The 13,436-nt window shown below is 64.8% G+C and carries 16 protein-coding genes; 7 read left to right on the top strand and 9 right to left on the bottom strand.

Going from position 1 to position 13,436, the window contains the following annotated elements; genetic code table 11:
- Positions 1-94 precede the first annotated feature (94 nt).
- Together ACQ4WS_RS03805 and ACQ4WS_RS03800 are read left to right on the top strand one after the other, a co-directional pair.
- Positions 95-316, top strand: coding sequence for an RNA-binding S4 domain-containing protein (locus tag ACQ4WS_RS03805; protein WP_035825476.1), 222 nt, complete (start codon positions 95-97; stop codon positions 314-316).
- Between the two features lie 125 nt (positions 317-441).
- Positions 442-726 (top strand): hypothetical protein, encoded by a 285-nt coding sequence (locus ACQ4WS_RS03800; protein WP_436473797.1) that lies wholly within the window; start codon positions 442-444, stop codon positions 724-726.
- 4 nt (positions 727-730) lie between these two features.
- Here the strand turns inward: ACQ4WS_RS03800 and bufB are convergent, their stop codons facing one another.
- The 8 genes from bufB to ACQ4WS_RS03760 all read right to left on the bottom strand — a co-directional run bounded on the left by bufB (position 731) and on the right by ACQ4WS_RS03760 (position 8,285).
- Positions 731-2,353 (bottom strand): MNIO family bufferin maturase, encoded by a 1,623-nt coding sequence (bufB, locus tag ACQ4WS_RS03795; protein ID WP_436473795.1) that lies wholly within the window; start codon positions 2,351-2,353, stop codon positions 731-733.
- Between the two features lie 17 nt (positions 2,354-2,370).
- On the bottom strand, positions 2,371-2,673 hold the full coding sequence (locus tag ACQ4WS_RS03790; RefSeq protein ID WP_436473793.1) for a BufA1 family periplasmic bufferin-type metallophore: 303 nt from the start codon (positions 2,671-2,673) through the stop codon (positions 2,371-2,373).
- Between the two features lie 254 nt (positions 2,674-2,927).
- Positions 2,928-3,128 carry a YjfB family protein gene (locus tag ACQ4WS_RS03785; protein WP_436473792.1) on the bottom strand — a complete coding sequence of 67 codons (201 nt, stop codon included), beginning with the start codon at positions 3,126-3,128 and terminating at the stop codon, positions 2,928-2,930.
- A 57-nt stretch (positions 3,129-3,185) separates the two neighbouring features.
- Positions 3,186-3,710 (bottom strand): molybdopterin-guanine dinucleotide biosynthesis protein B, encoded by a 525-nt coding sequence (gene mobB, locus ACQ4WS_RS03780; RefSeq protein ID WP_436473791.1) that lies wholly within the window; start codon positions 3,708-3,710, stop codon positions 3,186-3,188.
- 82 nt (positions 3,711-3,792) lie between these two features.
- On the bottom strand, positions 3,793-5,238 hold the full coding sequence (locus tag ACQ4WS_RS03775; RefSeq protein ID WP_436473789.1) for an alkaline phosphatase family protein: 1,446 nt from the start codon (positions 5,236-5,238) through the stop codon (positions 3,793-3,795).
- 130 nt (positions 5,239-5,368) lie between these two features.
- Positions 5,369-6,067, bottom strand: a complete 699-nt coding sequence (locus ACQ4WS_RS03770; RefSeq protein WP_436473787.1) for a general secretion pathway protein GspB — start codon at positions 6,065-6,067, stop codon at positions 5,369-5,371.
- 1 nt (position 6,068) lies between these two features.
- A complete protein-coding gene (locus ACQ4WS_RS03765) occupies positions 6,069-7,709 on the bottom strand; it encodes an ExeA family protein (protein ID WP_436473785.1) in 1,641 nt (546 codons plus the stop codon).
- 51 nt (positions 7,710-7,760) lie between these two features.
- The gene (locus ACQ4WS_RS03760) at positions 7,761-8,285 is read right to left on the bottom strand and encodes a hypothetical protein (RefSeq protein ID WP_436473783.1); all 525 of its coding nucleotides are present in this window, start codon (positions 8,283-8,285) and stop codon (positions 7,761-7,763) included.
- Between the two features lie 413 nt (positions 8,286-8,698).
- Here ACQ4WS_RS03760 and ACQ4WS_RS03755 point away from each other — a divergent pair, with 413 nt between their 5' ends.
- Positions 8,699-8,971, top strand: a complete 273-nt coding sequence (locus ACQ4WS_RS03755; RefSeq protein ID WP_436473782.1) for a hypothetical protein — start codon at positions 8,699-8,701, stop codon at positions 8,969-8,971.
- Positions 8,972-9,022: 51 nt separating this feature from the next.
- Here ACQ4WS_RS03755 and ACQ4WS_RS03750 read toward each other — a convergent pair whose 3' ends face one another.
- Positions 9,023-9,310, bottom strand: coding sequence for a hypothetical protein (locus tag ACQ4WS_RS03750; RefSeq protein ID WP_436473780.1), 288 nt, complete (start codon positions 9,308-9,310; stop codon positions 9,023-9,025).
- A 348-nt stretch (positions 9,311-9,658) separates the two neighbouring features.
- On the opposite strand from ACQ4WS_RS03750, the gene ACQ4WS_RS03745 reads away from it, so the two are divergent.
- Genes ACQ4WS_RS03745 through ACQ4WS_RS03730 form a run of 4 tightly spaced genes read left to right on the top strand, consistent with a single transcriptional unit; the run spans position 9,659 to position 13,380 of the window.
- Positions 9,659-10,531, top strand: coding sequence for a glucosamine kinase nucleotide-binding domain-containing protein (locus ACQ4WS_RS03745; protein WP_436473778.1), 873 nt, complete (start codon positions 9,659-9,661; stop codon positions 10,529-10,531).
- A gap of 2 nt (positions 10,532-10,533) precedes the next feature.
- On the top strand, positions 10,534-11,268 hold the full coding sequence (locus ACQ4WS_RS03740; protein ID WP_099374772.1) for a GntR family transcriptional regulator: 735 nt from the start codon (positions 10,534-10,536) through the stop codon (positions 11,266-11,268).
- Positions 11,265-12,377 (top strand): N-acetylglucosamine-6-phosphate deacetylase, encoded by a 1,113-nt coding sequence (gene nagA / locus ACQ4WS_RS03735; RefSeq protein WP_436473776.1) that lies wholly within the window; start codon positions 11,265-11,267, stop codon positions 12,375-12,377. Before ACQ4WS_RS03740 ends, nagA begins: the two co-directional genes overlap by 4 nt.
- The gene (locus ACQ4WS_RS03730; protein WP_071079063.1) at positions 12,367-13,380 is read left to right on the top strand and encodes an SIS domain-containing protein; all 1,014 of its coding nucleotides are present in this window, start codon (positions 12,367-12,369) and stop codon (positions 13,378-13,380) included. The genes nagA and ACQ4WS_RS03730 overlap by 11 nt, the downstream gene beginning before the upstream one ends.
- Positions 13,381-13,436 lie beyond the last annotated feature (56 nt).

Raw genomic sequence — 13,436 nt, 5'->3', positions numbered from 1 at the left:
CTCAGCCTGCATGATCCCTCGCTTCATGTAAACTATGACCTTAGTTGATGCCGTCATCAAGTGTTTAAAACACATCATTGCAATAAGGGATACAATGCAAAAAGTAAGCTTTGATTTAACATCCGAGTTCGTCGAGCTGAACCAGCTGTTGAAGCTGGTCGGCCTGTGCGACAGCGGTGGCGCAGGCAAGGTCATGGTCGATAGCGGCGTGGTGAAGGTCGATGGCAAGAAGGAATTGCGCAAGACCGCCAAGATCCGCGCCGGCCAGGTTGTCAGCGTGGGCGATATCCGCATCACGGTGGTCGCCCCGGTCTGACCCCGGCATGGGGCGCGAAAGCGGCCCCATGTGTCCAGCCAGCACTCTGCCAGCCCGGTTGCCTGGATCAGGCTGCAAACACGTCGTTATTGTCAGATAAATATCGATTGCAGAAGGGAAGCGCCATGGACCAGCCCGAACAAGGTACGCGCAGCCAGGAACGCCTGATCGGCGACTTGCGCCAGGTGATAGAAAACGCGGAAGCATTGCTGCGCAACACAGACAAATACACCAGCAGCCTGTACCAGAGCGCGCGCGCCAGGCTGGAACTGGCCCTCGTCGCAGCCACTGCCGAACTGGCCCGCTTTGAAGAAGAGCAAGTGACGCGCATGGTGGACGCCACCCTGGCCGCGAATGCCCTGTACCGCGATCAGACGGGCGAAGCGCGCGTGCTGCGGGCCTTCGAATAAGCCGTCACGCCGTCAACACGGCATGCGCCAGCCACTGGCGCAAGTGTGCCGCCAGGTCAAATGCCGGGTCCAGCCCGAACGCCGCATCGAGCGCGGTGCCGAACGTCTGCCCCTGCTGCAAAGCCAGCAAGGCTGCATGCGCAGCCGCATCCAGTACCAACACCTGCGCCTTCCAGTGCGTGCGGCATACCAGCGCATAGCTGGGCACCTGCATATCTTGCGGAAACATCCCCTGCCCTTCACCATCCTGATGCGCCTGCCACAGGGCCGCCACTTGCCAGCGCGACGCCAGCAAGGCGCAAGCGGGATGCAAGGCAAAACGCCGTGCTTCCAGCTGATCGGGATGCATGGTGGCCAGCGACTCTGGCGCCAGACCCTGCGCATCGGCCGCGTAGTGGGCCAAGTGCAATGCCCATTCCAGGCGCGCCATGTCCGGCAGGTAAGGCAACTCGGCCACGGGCGGGAAGGCAGCCAGAAAATCGGCGAAACGGGCGCCAAACTGCTTCAAATCGGCGCTATCGGATGGTATCTTACGGCCATACGCCCGCGACAGGCCAGCAAAGAAATCCTCGCCCACCAGCGCCAGCACGACGGGATAGACCTGGCCCAGGGTGCGGCGCCAGGTGGCGCTCAAGTTGCCACGGTACAGTGAAAAACGCTGCGGCACCACCTTTCCCGCGAACGCTGGCAAAACTGCCACAGTATCCAGCAAGGCCGTGGCAAACGCTTGCTGGCCGGCCGCCAGCGCATCGAGCGACACGGGCGGTGGCGGCCACGGCAGCAGCGCTCCCTGCCATGGCGCTTGCGGCGCGTGGCGCGCCAGCATGGCCTGCGCCTTGTCCGCTTCGCCCAGCAGGATATCGAGCGGCGGGACATCCGTATCCCATTCGACGAGGGTGGGAATGGCGCCAAAGCGCAGCAAGGCGGCCGCATACAAGTCCCAGACGGGATCGGCCACGGCGGCGCCATGGTGGTCGATCACGGCGTGCGGCGTCAGCAGGTGGCCGCCCAGGTGCAGCTCGCCCACGCAGCCCGGCGCGATGGCGTGCAGGGCAAGCATGGCGTCTTCGCCGTGGTTGCATTGGTTCACATACAAGTTATTGATATCGAGCAGCAGACCGCAGCCGCTGCGGCGCACCAGCTCCGCCAGGAATTGCGCCTCGCTCATGGCATCGTCGGCAAAACGCAGGTAAGTGGCGACATTCTCCAACAAGATCGGCCTTTTCAGCGCATCCTGCACCCGCCCCACTCTGGCGCACAGCAAATCGAGGGCGGCGCCATTCAAGGCCAGCGGCAACAGATCGTTGAGTTGCCGCTGCGCCACGGCGCCCCAGCACAGGTGTTCCGACACGAGGACCGGCTCGATGCGCTCGGCCACGTCGCGCACGCGCTGCAGGTGCGCTTCGGAAAAGCCGCGCGCAGAACCCAGGCCCAGGCCCACGCCATGCAGGCTGATGGGGTAATCCTGGCGCAGGCTCTGCAGCACATGACTATCCCAGCCCGATGGCTGCAGATAATTTTCAGTGTGCACTTCCAGCCAGCCCACCTTGGGCCGGCGCGCCAGGAAGTCGCGGTAGTGCACGGCGCGCAGGCCGACGCCGGCCAGCGCCTGAATGGTCGGCGGCATGGGCAGGCGGCGGACGCTTACGGCTGCGTAGCCGGTTTGGCAGCCTTGCTGGCCTTGATGGGCTTGACGGAACCGCCCACCTGTTCGCACGTGCCCTTGGCAACATAGATCCATTCCGTGGGCAGATTGTCCGCTTCCGCCTGGCCCGCGCAGGAATGCGCGCCATCGGACGAGGCGCAATCGTTCTGCCCTGCCTTGGCGACGCCGTAGCATTTTTCCTTGTCGCCAGGAGCGGGGCCATCGTGCGCGGCCGTGTTGACGGTGGTACCGGCGCAGATGCCCGCAAGGGCGGCGGCGATGAGAGCTTGACGTTTGTTCATGGGGATTCCTCTTGCATGGGTCAAAGTAATGGCACGCTCCGCGCTGCGCCATGGACAACGCGTGGTAATGGCTATCATTTTACTGAATCGGCCGTGCCATGGCGAGCCATGGCCAATTAGTCAGCTTGACAGGGGCGACAAGGACGGCGAAGGGAAGGCTGGAATACAGCAGATAAACGCTCACTCGCCACCGTCGATGACGGTGGTGTGGGCGTAAATATAGCGAGCGCCAGCTTGGCGCTGCGGGACTGCGCTCAGGCTGTCGTGTTGATGCGATTACCGAGGTGAGCCGGCAGGCTAGGCGCTGCCTGCATCGGTGGCACGGATGCCAGCAAGGCAGTGGCAGTCGAGCTTTGGATATCCTGGGCTTTTTTCAAGACAGTCAAGCCGACGGCTTGACGCGTGCCTGTCTCCGCCATCGTGGTTGACAGTTGAGCAATGCTTCCGACGTCCATACGTTTCTCCAATGAGGTTCTACCCTTGTTAACGGATGCTGCCGGCAAACCTTTAGCTTATTTTTCCATCCTGTGCAGCAGCCATGCCAGCACCTGCTCGCGCGCATTCAAGTCCAGCCATTGCACGCCCTCACGCAAGTCGGCCGGTGCCGGGCTGTCCGAGGCGACGGCGATCACATGCGGGTCATGCGGATACAGGGGCGCCTGCCCCACTGCCGGGCGGAACACTTCCAGCTTGGGGATGGGATCCGTCTTGAAACCCTCTACCAGGGTCAGGTCTGCCGGCCCCATGCGAGCCAATTGCTGCGCCAGGCTCGGTTCCGGCGCGCCGCGCAGCTCATGCACGATGGCAAAGCGGTACGGCGACGCCACCAGCACTTCCGCCGCACCGGCCAGGCGCAGGCGGGCGCTGTCCTTTTGCGGCGGCTCCAGCGCCAGGTCATGGTGGCTGTGCTTGACCAGGTTGACGCGCAAGCCGCGCGCCGCCAGTTCCTTCACCACAAATTCCAGCAGGGTCGTCTTGCCGCTACCGGAACGGCCGATCACACCGAGTACCGGGTGTGCGGGCATCGCATCGTGCATGGTCACTCCTTGATTGAGAAGGAATGATTATACGCAGCCGCAATCACGCAGGTACCGCGCATGGTCCAGCGCATTGCCCAAATCAAGCGCCTGTGGATTTTCCGCCATTCCTGGCACCGGAAGGCACCGGCTTGCCGCCCTGCCGCCGGCGCCTGCCCGCCGGCTTCGGCGCTGTCGCGCCCTCCGTTTTACTCGCCGCTTTACCACTCACCGCCGGCGCATTCCTGGCCGTGCGCGCCAATTGCCGGTGGGCGGCGATTGTGCCCGCCTCGGCATCGGCCTGGAAGGGGATGGCGGCAGCGGCGGCCAGCTCATCATCAAGCGGGCAGGCAGGCGCCAGCGGGGCAAAATCCTGTGCCCGCACATCCGCTTCCCATGCGGCGCGCTGCGCCAGCACCGCAGCGGGCACGGCGGGCGCTGCGCGCGCTTGCGCCAGGGTCAGCACGGCGCCCAGGCCGCTGGCGGCCCCCACGCGCGCGCCCATCTGGGGCAAGGCGCCATCGGCGGCGCGGCAAAAGCGCTGCAGGATGGTTTTGATGATCGACGTGTGATCGACTATCTCGTGGCTGACGCTGCCCGGCGCGATCAGCGGCGACACCAGCAGCATGGGCACGCGCACGCCGTAACGGCGAAACGCGGGATCGTCATCGATGGCGGCGCCAGGCGGCACATGGTCGAAAAAGCCGCCGTGTTCGTCATAGCTGAGGATGAACAAGGTGCGCCGCCAGGCCGGTCCGCGCGACAGGGCCTGGTAGACCTGCGCCACGAGCGCCTGGCCGGCGCGGATATCGGCCGGCGGATGGTCGTCATTCTCGAAGAAATGCGGGTCGATCCAGCTGACCGAGGGCAAGCTGCCCGCCAGCGCATCGCCGATGAAGCCATAGCGGCGGGCGCTCGAGCCAAACGGCTCATACCACTCGGACGAACGGTAATGGTCGTCCGTCAGCGCCAGGCTCCAGGGTTTCCAGGCGGAGTAAAATTTCCAGCTGACCTGGGCCCGCTCAAGGTGGCGCACGAAGGATTTGTTCGCATACAGGGGCACGCGCTTGCTGTCGCGGCTGCCGGCCGCCCTGCCGCTGAGCGCATACAGGCGGTTGGGCCAGGTGGCACCCGGCACGGAACTGTAGCAGCGGTCGCAGACGCAGAACTGCTGCGCCAGGAAATCATACATGGGCAAGTCGGCCGCATTATAGTAACCCATCACCAGGTCGATGTCGGGGTCGCCCGGATGCGTTTGCGCATAGTCGTCGACGAAGCCGCCGTTATTGTTTTGCAATTGCTGCGCCACCGACAGGCCCGTATGCGACGGGTCTTGCTGCGGACCGAAGGCCGTGCGCCGCAAATGGTGCACGGGGTAGCTCACGCCCGCGTGCAGGTTGGCATGGCCGGCCTGCAAACCATCGATGTCGGCGCGCCCGCCTTCCAGGCTCAGGTAGCCGAGCAGGTGGTCAAACGAGCGGTTTTCCATCATCAGCACGACGATATGGTCGATACGCGCCAGGTTTCCCAAGCCATGCGTATCAAGCATACCTTTATCAGCAGCAGCGGCAGCAATCATAGGACCTCCCCGGCCGCGCACACGGGCGCAGCGACCCTGGTTCGACCAGGCCAGGCCAGGTTGGTTCAGCGATGGCGGCCCGGCCTTGATGTGCAACAACTCAATACGGCACGCGGTAGCGGTAGCCCTTGAAACTGAAGATGGCCGCCTTCGGCTGCAACGTTTCCAGCACCAGGCCGGGCGCCAGTTCCTCGCCCTCGTGGCGCAGGACCTTGTCGATCAGCAACAGGCGGTCGGCCGGATTCTTCGAATAGATATAGCCGCCGATGGCAATAGCGGGAATTTGCCGCTGTATCGGCTCGGGCAAGTCGCGCATGCCGGGCACCGTCTCTTCGGCCGATGGCGTGGGCGTGGGCACGGCTGGCGCCGGGACGGAGACAGGCGGTGCGGCCCGGCCTGGCGACTCCTGCTTCGCTTCCGGCACGGGTCTGGCATGGTGCAGGGGCGCGGCGGTGGCCGCCAGCGGCACGGGCGTGACTTGCGTGACGGGGGCTGCCACAGGCGCGGGCGCAGGGACTGCTGGCGAAATAGCTGCCGGCACAGGTGCTGGCACGGCCTGAGCCAGCGCGGCAGGCGTCACTGCAGGCGCCGTGGCCGCTGCCTGCCAAGGCTGCCACAGCAGCAGCGCGGCAGCCACGGCCACGCTGACGCCGCCCAGCACCAGCCAGACGGGCGCGCGCCGCGCCGCGCCGGACGCGGCCGCAGCGTGCAGCTGCACTTGCGGTGCGTGGATCGACGGCAACTCGCCTAGTTGGCGCTCGGCTTGCGATTTTTTCAGTGCTTCAAGTATGTAGGACATCTTATTTCCCTGCCACCATCGCCGTTGCAGCGGGCGCTGCCACGGCAGGAGCTGCGCTGCTCAGGCGCGGCTCCGCATTGTCACCCAGCTGCATCAGGCGTATATACGTTTTCGGGCCCGCCAGGCCATCGGCCCGCAGGTTCTGGCGCTGCTGGAAAGCGCGCAGCTGGCCTTGCATCGCGGCATCGAGCGGCAGATTGGCGGCCGGCGCCGGCAAGCCCTGCTGTTGCGCCAGGCGTTGCGCCAGCCAGTCCACGTCGGCGCCGCGCGCTCCCAGCGGCACTTCGTCGCGCCAGCTGCGCGGGGCGCGCCAGAAGGTCGTGAAACTGCCATCGCTGCGCTGCGCCAGCTGGTCCAGCGGCAAGCTTTGCTGCTTACCGCCCAGCATCAGCGTGGCGTTCTCGTCCTGCAAGTGCGTCAGCAGCGCCAGCTGTTCTGCACCACCCGCATCGCGCAAGACCAGCAAGGCGGGACGGTCCAGCACGCGCAGCTCGGCGATGCCGCCCCGGCTGTGCAGGCAGCGCAAGCCAGTACGGACGCCCGCCTGGCAAGCGTCACCGGCCGGCAACTGCTCGCCCCACAAGGCGGCCAGCTGGCGCAGCACGGCGTTGCGGTCAGGCACGCTGGCCGGCGCGGACGCGGGCGTGGATACGGCCACCGCCGCCACGGCGGATGCGGTCGGCTGCGAGGCGGCCACGGCAGGTGCAGCGGGCACAACGGACGGGCGCGGCATGAAATGCCAGGCCAGCGCGGCCGTGACCACGGCGCCGGCCAGCACGCCGCCCGCCACATGCGGCCAGCGCAAGCCCCGTCCGGCAGCCGGCTTGCCCTCTTCGGCAAACACTTCCCCGGCGGCGCGGCGCAGTATCTGGCGCGTCACCTGCGGCTGGTTTTCCACGTAGGCGCCCAGCAGCGCGCGGTCGCACAGCAGGTTGATGCGGCGCGGCACGCCGTGGCTCATGGCGTAAATTTGCGCCATCAGACGGGGCGCGAACGGCGTCTGCGCCGTGCTGCCCGCCACGGCCAGGCGGTGGCGGATATAGCTGGCCGTCTCGTCCGCCATCAGCGAACCCAGGTGATAGCGGGCGATCACGCGCTGCGCCAGTTGCTCCAGTTCCGGCCGGGCCAGCATGGCGCGCAATTCCGGCTGGCCGATCAGGATGATCTGCAGCAGCTTGCGCTCGCTCGTCTCCAGGTTCGTCAGCAAACGCAACTGCTCCAGCACGGCGGCGGACAGGTTTTGCGCTTCGTCAATGATCAGCACATTGTTCTTGCCCTGCGCATGGCTGGCCAGCAAGTGCGCATTGATGGCGTCGACATAGCCCTTCACGCTGGCCACGCCGGGCGCCAGGGTGATGCGGAATTCCTCGCAGATCGACAGCAGCAATTCCTCGACGGACAGTTTCGGATTGAAAATATAGGCGAGCTGGCAATTTTCCGGAATCTGCTCCATGAAGCAGCGGCAAACGGTGGTCTTGCCGGCGCCGATTTCTCCCGTCAGCAGCACGAAGCCGCCGCCGCTGCCCACGCCATACAGCAGGTGCGCCAGCGCTTCGCGGTGGCGTTCGCTCATGAACAGGTAGCGCGGATCGGGGGCGATCGAAAACGGCGATTGCTTGAGCTGAAAATAATGCGTGTACATGGAGACCCTGCGGATGAAACGATCAAAATGCGCAACGGCAAGCCGATACCCTCAGCGGGTGCGGGCGGGCGGCAACGGTTTGTATTTGGCGCAATACACTTTCGCCTTGCTGCGGAAGTAGACGATTTTACTGCCAGGCTCGGAACCACGGACAGGAAAGGCGGAACTGTCGAGTTTATTGAAACGCAGACCCGAGGCGCCGCGGATGGCCGGCTCCAGCTTTTCCGGCGTCGAGTCGGCCACCACGCCCATGAAGACGAGGGGGCTGGTGTCGTCGCTGACGATCACGTCGGTAATCGGCGCGCCCCACAAGGTGGCGTCCGTGCGGAACCAGTAGGCGCCCCCTTCATGCTTGTAGGCGGGGCCGAAGGCCGTCAGCAGATAGGCATAGAAGGCCTTGTTGTCGATCTGGTCGAGGCACAGCACGGCATTGCCCACCACTTGCCCGAACGTGGTGGGCGGCGGCTTTTGCTGCGCCAGCACGCCGGACATGGGCACGCCACAGGCCAGCAAGGCGAACGCCGCCAGCAGGGCCGGCGCACGCCACAGACGCGTCGATGCACGTCGCAAGCGCATGATCAGCGCTTGCGCTCTTCTTTCTTGACCTTCTTGGCTTCCTTCTTTTCCTTCATGCTCTTGGCCGGTTCCTTCTTGGCTTCTTTCTTGCTGTCCTGTGCCTTGCTCATCATCTACTCCATACTTGGGCGGAAATGCCTGAGCCATTATGACACTCCCCCATGAAAATGCCACGTCATTTCCCCCATGCAATAGATCCCGCCCGGCAAGCACAGACAGCGCATGCACTTATTTGCAAAAAAAAGTTTGCATTTCTATTTTATTATGTTTTAATACACGAAATTTATAAATATATATCATTTTAGTGCGGCATGACCAGCGCCAAAAAGCATACACACTGGGGACAGGACATGGGCCGGCATACGGCGGGACCATGTGTCATCGACTTACAGCCCTCGGCAGAAACAGACAATATGATGAGAAAGATGATCTTGCTGGGCGCGGCCCTGGCGCTCTGGGCCGCTGGCAACACGCATGCGGCAGACACGCCGCCCATTCAAGTGGCCACCTACCAAGCGGCGCCCGCCACCCTGGCCATGCGGCTGGCCAGCTTCCAGTCACCGGACGCCAGCCGGCGCGCCTCTGGCCCGCATGAACCGGGCACCCATTCGCTGCTGCTGGTCGCCATCTTGCTGCTGAGCCTACGCATGCGCGTGCGCACCAGCAGCGAAAAATTCAGTACCTGACGTGAAAACGGCCGCGCAAGGCGGCCGTTCCAGTCACACGTCAGCGCACTATCAGTGCAGGCACAGGCGGCGGCGCGTCTTTTCGATCAGCTCCGCATCGTAGGGATACAGGTTCTCGATAAAGAACAATTCCGTTTCTGCCTCATCTTCCAGGCACATTTCGATCATGACCGCGCCATCGCTTTCGCGGCCCAGGAAATCCTTCGGCCAGCGGTTCTTGCGGTGCGTGCGCATCATTTCCATGCCCAGCGCGGCCAGCGGCGCCGACACGCCAGCGGCCAGCGCCTCTTGCTGCCAGTCGTCCCAGTACTCGCTCTTTGCTGCCTTGTCATTCATCATGCTCTTCCAACTCAGGTGTAAAAGGCGGACTTTACTCTTCATGGCGTCCCTTGCCAAGCATGCATACAAGCAATAGCGCAACACCAGGCATAGACCACTCAAGAAAAATTGGCATTAAACAAGGCCAATTTCAATACCATTCACGAGATACAAAAATCCCTTTACTAACAATGACTTGCAATTATACCCTCGGGCATGGCGAGAGATCGCGCAAGGCATTTATTAATACCACTTAAATACCTGTTGACAAGCCATCGGGGCGACAATATAGTGCCTTCAGCTTTTTCGCCGCCCGACAAATAAAAGAACCGAGACAGGCGCACTCAACCAAACGCGGGACTGCACAACATGATCGAATACATAATCGGCGTCGACGGCGGGGGCAGCGGTACCCGCGTACGCCTGGCACGCCTCGATGGCCAGGAACTGGCACAGGGACAAAGCGGTCCTTCCGGCCTGGGACTGGGTATCGAGCGGGCCTGGACATCCGTGGCGCATGCCGTCACCCTGGCCTTCCGCGCGGCCGGCCTGGAACAGCCGCCGCTGCAGCGCATGGCCATCGGCCTGGGCCTGGCCGGCGTACACAACAAGCAGTGGGCCGCCAGCTTCGTCGAACACAATCCCGGCTACGCCTTGGTGGCGCTCGAATCGGATGCCCTGACCACCCTGCTGGGTGCCCACGCGGGCAAGCCGGGCGCCATCGTTGCCATCGGCACCGGCAGCGTGGGCGAAGTGCTGCATGCGGACGGCAGCCGCCATGAAGTGGGCGGCTGGGGCTTCCCCTCGGGCGACGAGGCGGGCGGCGCCTGGATCGGCATGCGCGCCATCAACCATGCGCAGCAGGTAGTCGACGGGCGCGTGCCCGGCAGCGCCTTCGCCACGGCCATCGTCGATGCCTGCGGCGGCCAGCGCGACGCCATGCAGGTGTGGCTGGCCGCCGCCAGCCAGACCAATTTCGCGCAACTGGCGCGGCTGGTGCTCGAACACGCGGCCAGCAATGCGGTGGCACGCAGCATCCTGGTCGACGCGGGCCAGCAGATCGCCCTCATCGCCAGGGCGCTCGACCCGGCTGGCACCTTGCCCGTGGCCCTGTGCGGCGGCCTGGCGGCGCCCTTGTCGAGCTACCTGCCGGCGGCACTGTTGCAACTGGTCGTGCCGGCACAGGGCGATTCGGCCGCAGGCGGCCTGCGCCTGATACGCAAGCACTTGCAGGAGCAATGACCATGCTGGCCAAACTGTCCGCCTTCAAACCCAATCCGGCCAGCGACACGCCGCTCTACATGCAGCTGGCGAACATGCTGTCAGACGGCATCGCCAGCGGCGACTGGCGCGCCAACCAGGCCTTGCCTTCCGAGCGCGTGCTGTCGGAAATCCTGGAAATATCGCGCGTCACGGCGCGCAAGGCCATCGACATGCTGTGCGACCGGGGCATGCTGACGCGCAAGCGCGGCTCGGGCACCTATATCACGCCCAAGCTGGAGCAGCCGCTGTCGCGCCTGACGAGCTTTTCGGAAGAACTGCGCCAGCGGGGCTTTACGGCCGGCTCGCGCTGGCTGCAGCGCGATATCGGCGCGGCCGCGCCGCTGGAACTGCTGTCGCTGGGCCTGTCGCCGCACATGCCGGTGGCGCGTTTGCGCCGCCTGCGCACGGCCGACGAAGTGGTGATGGCGATCGAAACGACCACCATCCCCGCCCTGTACATGCCGGACCCGCAGCAGGTGACAGATTCGCTGTACGGCTACCTGGAGTCGCGCGGCACCATCCCGATGCGCGCGCTGCAGCATATCCGCGCCGTCAACGCCACGGCGGAACAGGCCAAGCTGGCCAATATCAAGACGGGTGAAGCCATGCTGCACATCACCCGTGTCAGTTATCTCGACAACGGCGCAGCGGTGGAACTGACCCACTCGTATTGCCGCAGTGATTATTATGAATTCGTAGCGGAGTCGCGCAGATGAGCAGCACTATCAAAGGCAATATCCTTACCCCCGGCGGCTGGATCCACGGAGCCATCGCCTTCGGCGAGCGCGTCGACAGCATCACGGGCGAGTCCCTGCACCCGTCGGGCAACAGCGACGACTATATTTTGCCCGGCTTTATCGACCTGCACGTGCATGGCGGCGCCGGCAAGGACATCATGGAAGGCGGCGACGCCGTCTACACCATCGCGGCCATCCACGCGCGCCACGGCACCACCAGCCTGCTGGCCACCACCATGACAGCGCCGCCGGAAGATATCGACATGGCCCTGACGGCCATCGGCATCGCCGCCAAGCACCGCCGCCCGAACACGGCGCGCGTGCTGGGCGCCCACCTGGAAGGCCCGTACATCAATTCCGGCAAGCTCGGAGCGCAGCCCAACTATGCGCGCGCCGCCACCCTGGCTGAAATCGAGCGCCTGCAAACCCTGGCCAGGCTGCGCGTCATCACCGTGGCGCCGGAAATCGCCGGCCACCTGGATCTGGTGCGCGCCCTGGCCGACGCCGGCGTGCGCGTGCAGATCGGCCACACGCTCGGTTCCTATGAAGACGGCGTGGCCGCGCTGGAACATGGCGCCATGGGTTTTACGCATTTGTTCAACGCCATGAGCGGCCTGCATCACCGCGAGCCGGGCATGGTCGGCGCCGCCCTGGCGCACGCCGAGTACGCCGAACTGATCCCCGACCTGCTGCACGTGCATCCGGGCGCCATCAAGGTCGCCTTGCGCGCCATCCCGCGCCTGTACTGCGTCACCGATTCGACCGCCGCCACCGGCATGCCGGACGGCGAATACATGCTGGGCCGCCACGCCGTGCAGAAATGCATGGGCGGCGTGCGCCTGCCCGACGGCACGCTGGCGGGCAGCACCCTGACCCTGGACCAGGCGCTGCGCAACCTGGTGGGACTGGGACTGGACCTGGCCGACGCGTCCAAGCGCGTCTCGACCAACGCCGCCGATTACCTGGGCCTGGAAGAACGCGGCCGGCTGGCCCCCGGTACTTACGCCGATCTGGTGGTACTCGATCGCGATCTCAAACTCAAAGCTGTGTATATAGAAGGAGAAATCTGTGACCTCAATGATGCTTAAAGAAGCCATTTCCGCCGCCGAATGCGTCGCCCTGCAACTGGCCAGCGACACGGAACGCTACGCGGAACTGGGCCGCAAATTGAGGAGCACCTCGTTCTCGACCGCGCTGACCATCGCGCGCGGCAGCTCGGACCACGCCTGCAACTACGTCGCCTACCTGATCATGGCGCGCCTGGGCCGTGTCGTCGCGTCCCTGCCGATGTCGCTGGTGACCCTGAACAAGTCGCCGCTGGTGACGCGCGACACCCTGGCCATCTCGATCTCGCAATCGGGACAGAGCCCGGACGTGGTCGAGCCGATCCGCTACTTCCGCGATGGCGGCGCCACCACCGTGGCCCTCGTCAACGACATCGATTCGCCGCTGGCGCACGCCGCCGAGTGGGCCATGCCCCTGCGCGCCGGCAAGGAACAAAGCGTCGCCGCGACGAAAAGCTTTATCACCAGCCTGGTCGCCGGCGCACGCATGGTAGCCCAGTGGCAGAACGATCCCGAGCTGCAGGCGGGCCTGGAAGCGCTGCCTGAAGCGCTGCTCGAAGCGACCCGCGTCGACTGGTCGCCCGCCATCGACGTGCTGGCGCCAGCGCGCAACATCATGGTCGTGGGCCGCGGCATCAGCTTCCCCGTGGCGCTGGAAGCGGCACTGAAATTCAAGGAAACCTCGGCCCTGCAGGCGGAAGCGTTCAGCGGCGCCGAAATCAAGCATGGCCCGATGGCCCTGATCGAAGACGGCTACCCGCTGCTCATTTTCGCCACCCGCGGCCCGACCCAGGCCGGCCTGCTGCAACTGGCAACAGAGATGCGCGGCCGCGGCGCCAAGGTCTTGCTGGCGGCGCCCGCCGACGTGGCCGAGCGCGACCTGACCCTGCCCGTGGCAGCCACGCCGGACCTCGACCCGATCGTCGCCATCCAGTCCTTTTACGTGATGGCGGCAAAACTGTCGGCCGCGCGCGGCATGGATCCGGATGCACCGCGCCATTTGAGCAAGGTAACAAAAACAAACTAAGCAATACCCAACCCGAAAGCGAAGACTGGGGTCGGACCCTTAGGGTCCGACCCCGG

This window comes from Janthinobacterium leeuwenhoeki (genome assembly GCF_051380795.1).
In the GTDB taxonomy this organism is placed as follows: domain Bacteria; phylum Pseudomonadota; class Gammaproteobacteria; order Burkholderiales; family Burkholderiaceae_D; genus Janthinobacterium.
Note: the sequence above shows the minus strand (reverse complement) of the source record. Positions and strands in the feature narration are given on the sequence as shown.

Bases quoted from the DNA above. Each gene is read 5' to 3' on its own strand.
- ACQ4WS_RS03750 (WP_436473780.1), bottom strand. From the start codon at position 9,310: ATGATGAATGACAAGGCAGCAAAGAGCGAGTACTGGGACGACTGGCAG.
- ACQ4WS_RS03760 (WP_436473783.1), bottom strand. From the start codon at position 8,285: ATGCGCTTGCGACGTGCATCGACGCGTCTGTGGCGTGCGCCGGCCCTG.
- ACQ4WS_RS03775 (WP_436473789.1), bottom strand. From the start codon at position 5,238: ATGCTTGATACGCATGGCTTGGGAAACCTGGCGCGTATCGACCATATC.
- ACQ4WS_RS03790 (WP_436473793.1), bottom strand. From the start codon at position 2,673: ATGAACAAACGTCAAGCTCTCATCGCCGCCGCCCTTGCGGGCATCTGC.
- ACQ4WS_RS03770 (WP_436473787.1), bottom strand. From the start codon at position 6,067: ATGTCCTACATACTTGAAGCACTGAAAAAATCGCAAGCCGAGCGCCAA.
- ACQ4WS_RS03755 (WP_436473782.1), top strand. From the start codon at position 8,699: ATGATGAGAAAGATGATCTTGCTGGGCGCGGCCCTGGCGCTCTGGGCC.
- ACQ4WS_RS03785 (WP_436473792.1), bottom strand. From the start codon at position 3,128: ATGGACGTCGGAAGCATTGCTCAACTGTCAACCACGATGGCGGAGACA.
- ACQ4WS_RS03740 (WP_099374772.1), top strand. From the start codon at position 10,534: ATGCTGGCCAAACTGTCCGCCTTCAAACCCAATCCGGCCAGCGACACG.
- ACQ4WS_RS03800 (WP_436473797.1), top strand. From the start codon at position 442: ATGGACCAGCCCGAACAAGGTACGCGCAGCCAGGAACGCCTGATCGGC.
- bufB (WP_436473795.1), bottom strand. From the start codon at position 2,353: ATGCCGCCGACCATTCAGGCGCTGGCCGGCGTCGGCCTGCGCGCCGTG.
- nagA (WP_436473776.1), top strand. From the start codon at position 11,265: ATGAGCAGCACTATCAAAGGCAATATCCTTACCCCCGGCGGCTGGATC.
- ACQ4WS_RS03730 (WP_071079063.1), top strand. From the start codon at position 12,367: ATGATGCTTAAAGAAGCCATTTCCGCCGCCGAATGCGTCGCCCTGCAA.
- ACQ4WS_RS03765 (WP_436473785.1), bottom strand. From the start codon at position 7,709: ATGTACACGCATTATTTTCAGCTCAAGCAATCGCCGTTTTCGATCGCC.
- ACQ4WS_RS03745 (WP_436473778.1), top strand. From the start codon at position 9,659: ATGATCGAATACATAATCGGCGTCGACGGCGGGGGCAGCGGTACCCGC.
- ACQ4WS_RS03805 (WP_035825476.1), top strand. From the start codon at position 95: ATGCAAAAAGTAAGCTTTGATTTAACATCCGAGTTCGTCGAGCTGAAC.
- mobB (WP_436473791.1), bottom strand. From the start codon at position 3,710: ATGCACGATGCGATGCCCGCACACCCGGTACTCGGTGTGATCGGCCGT.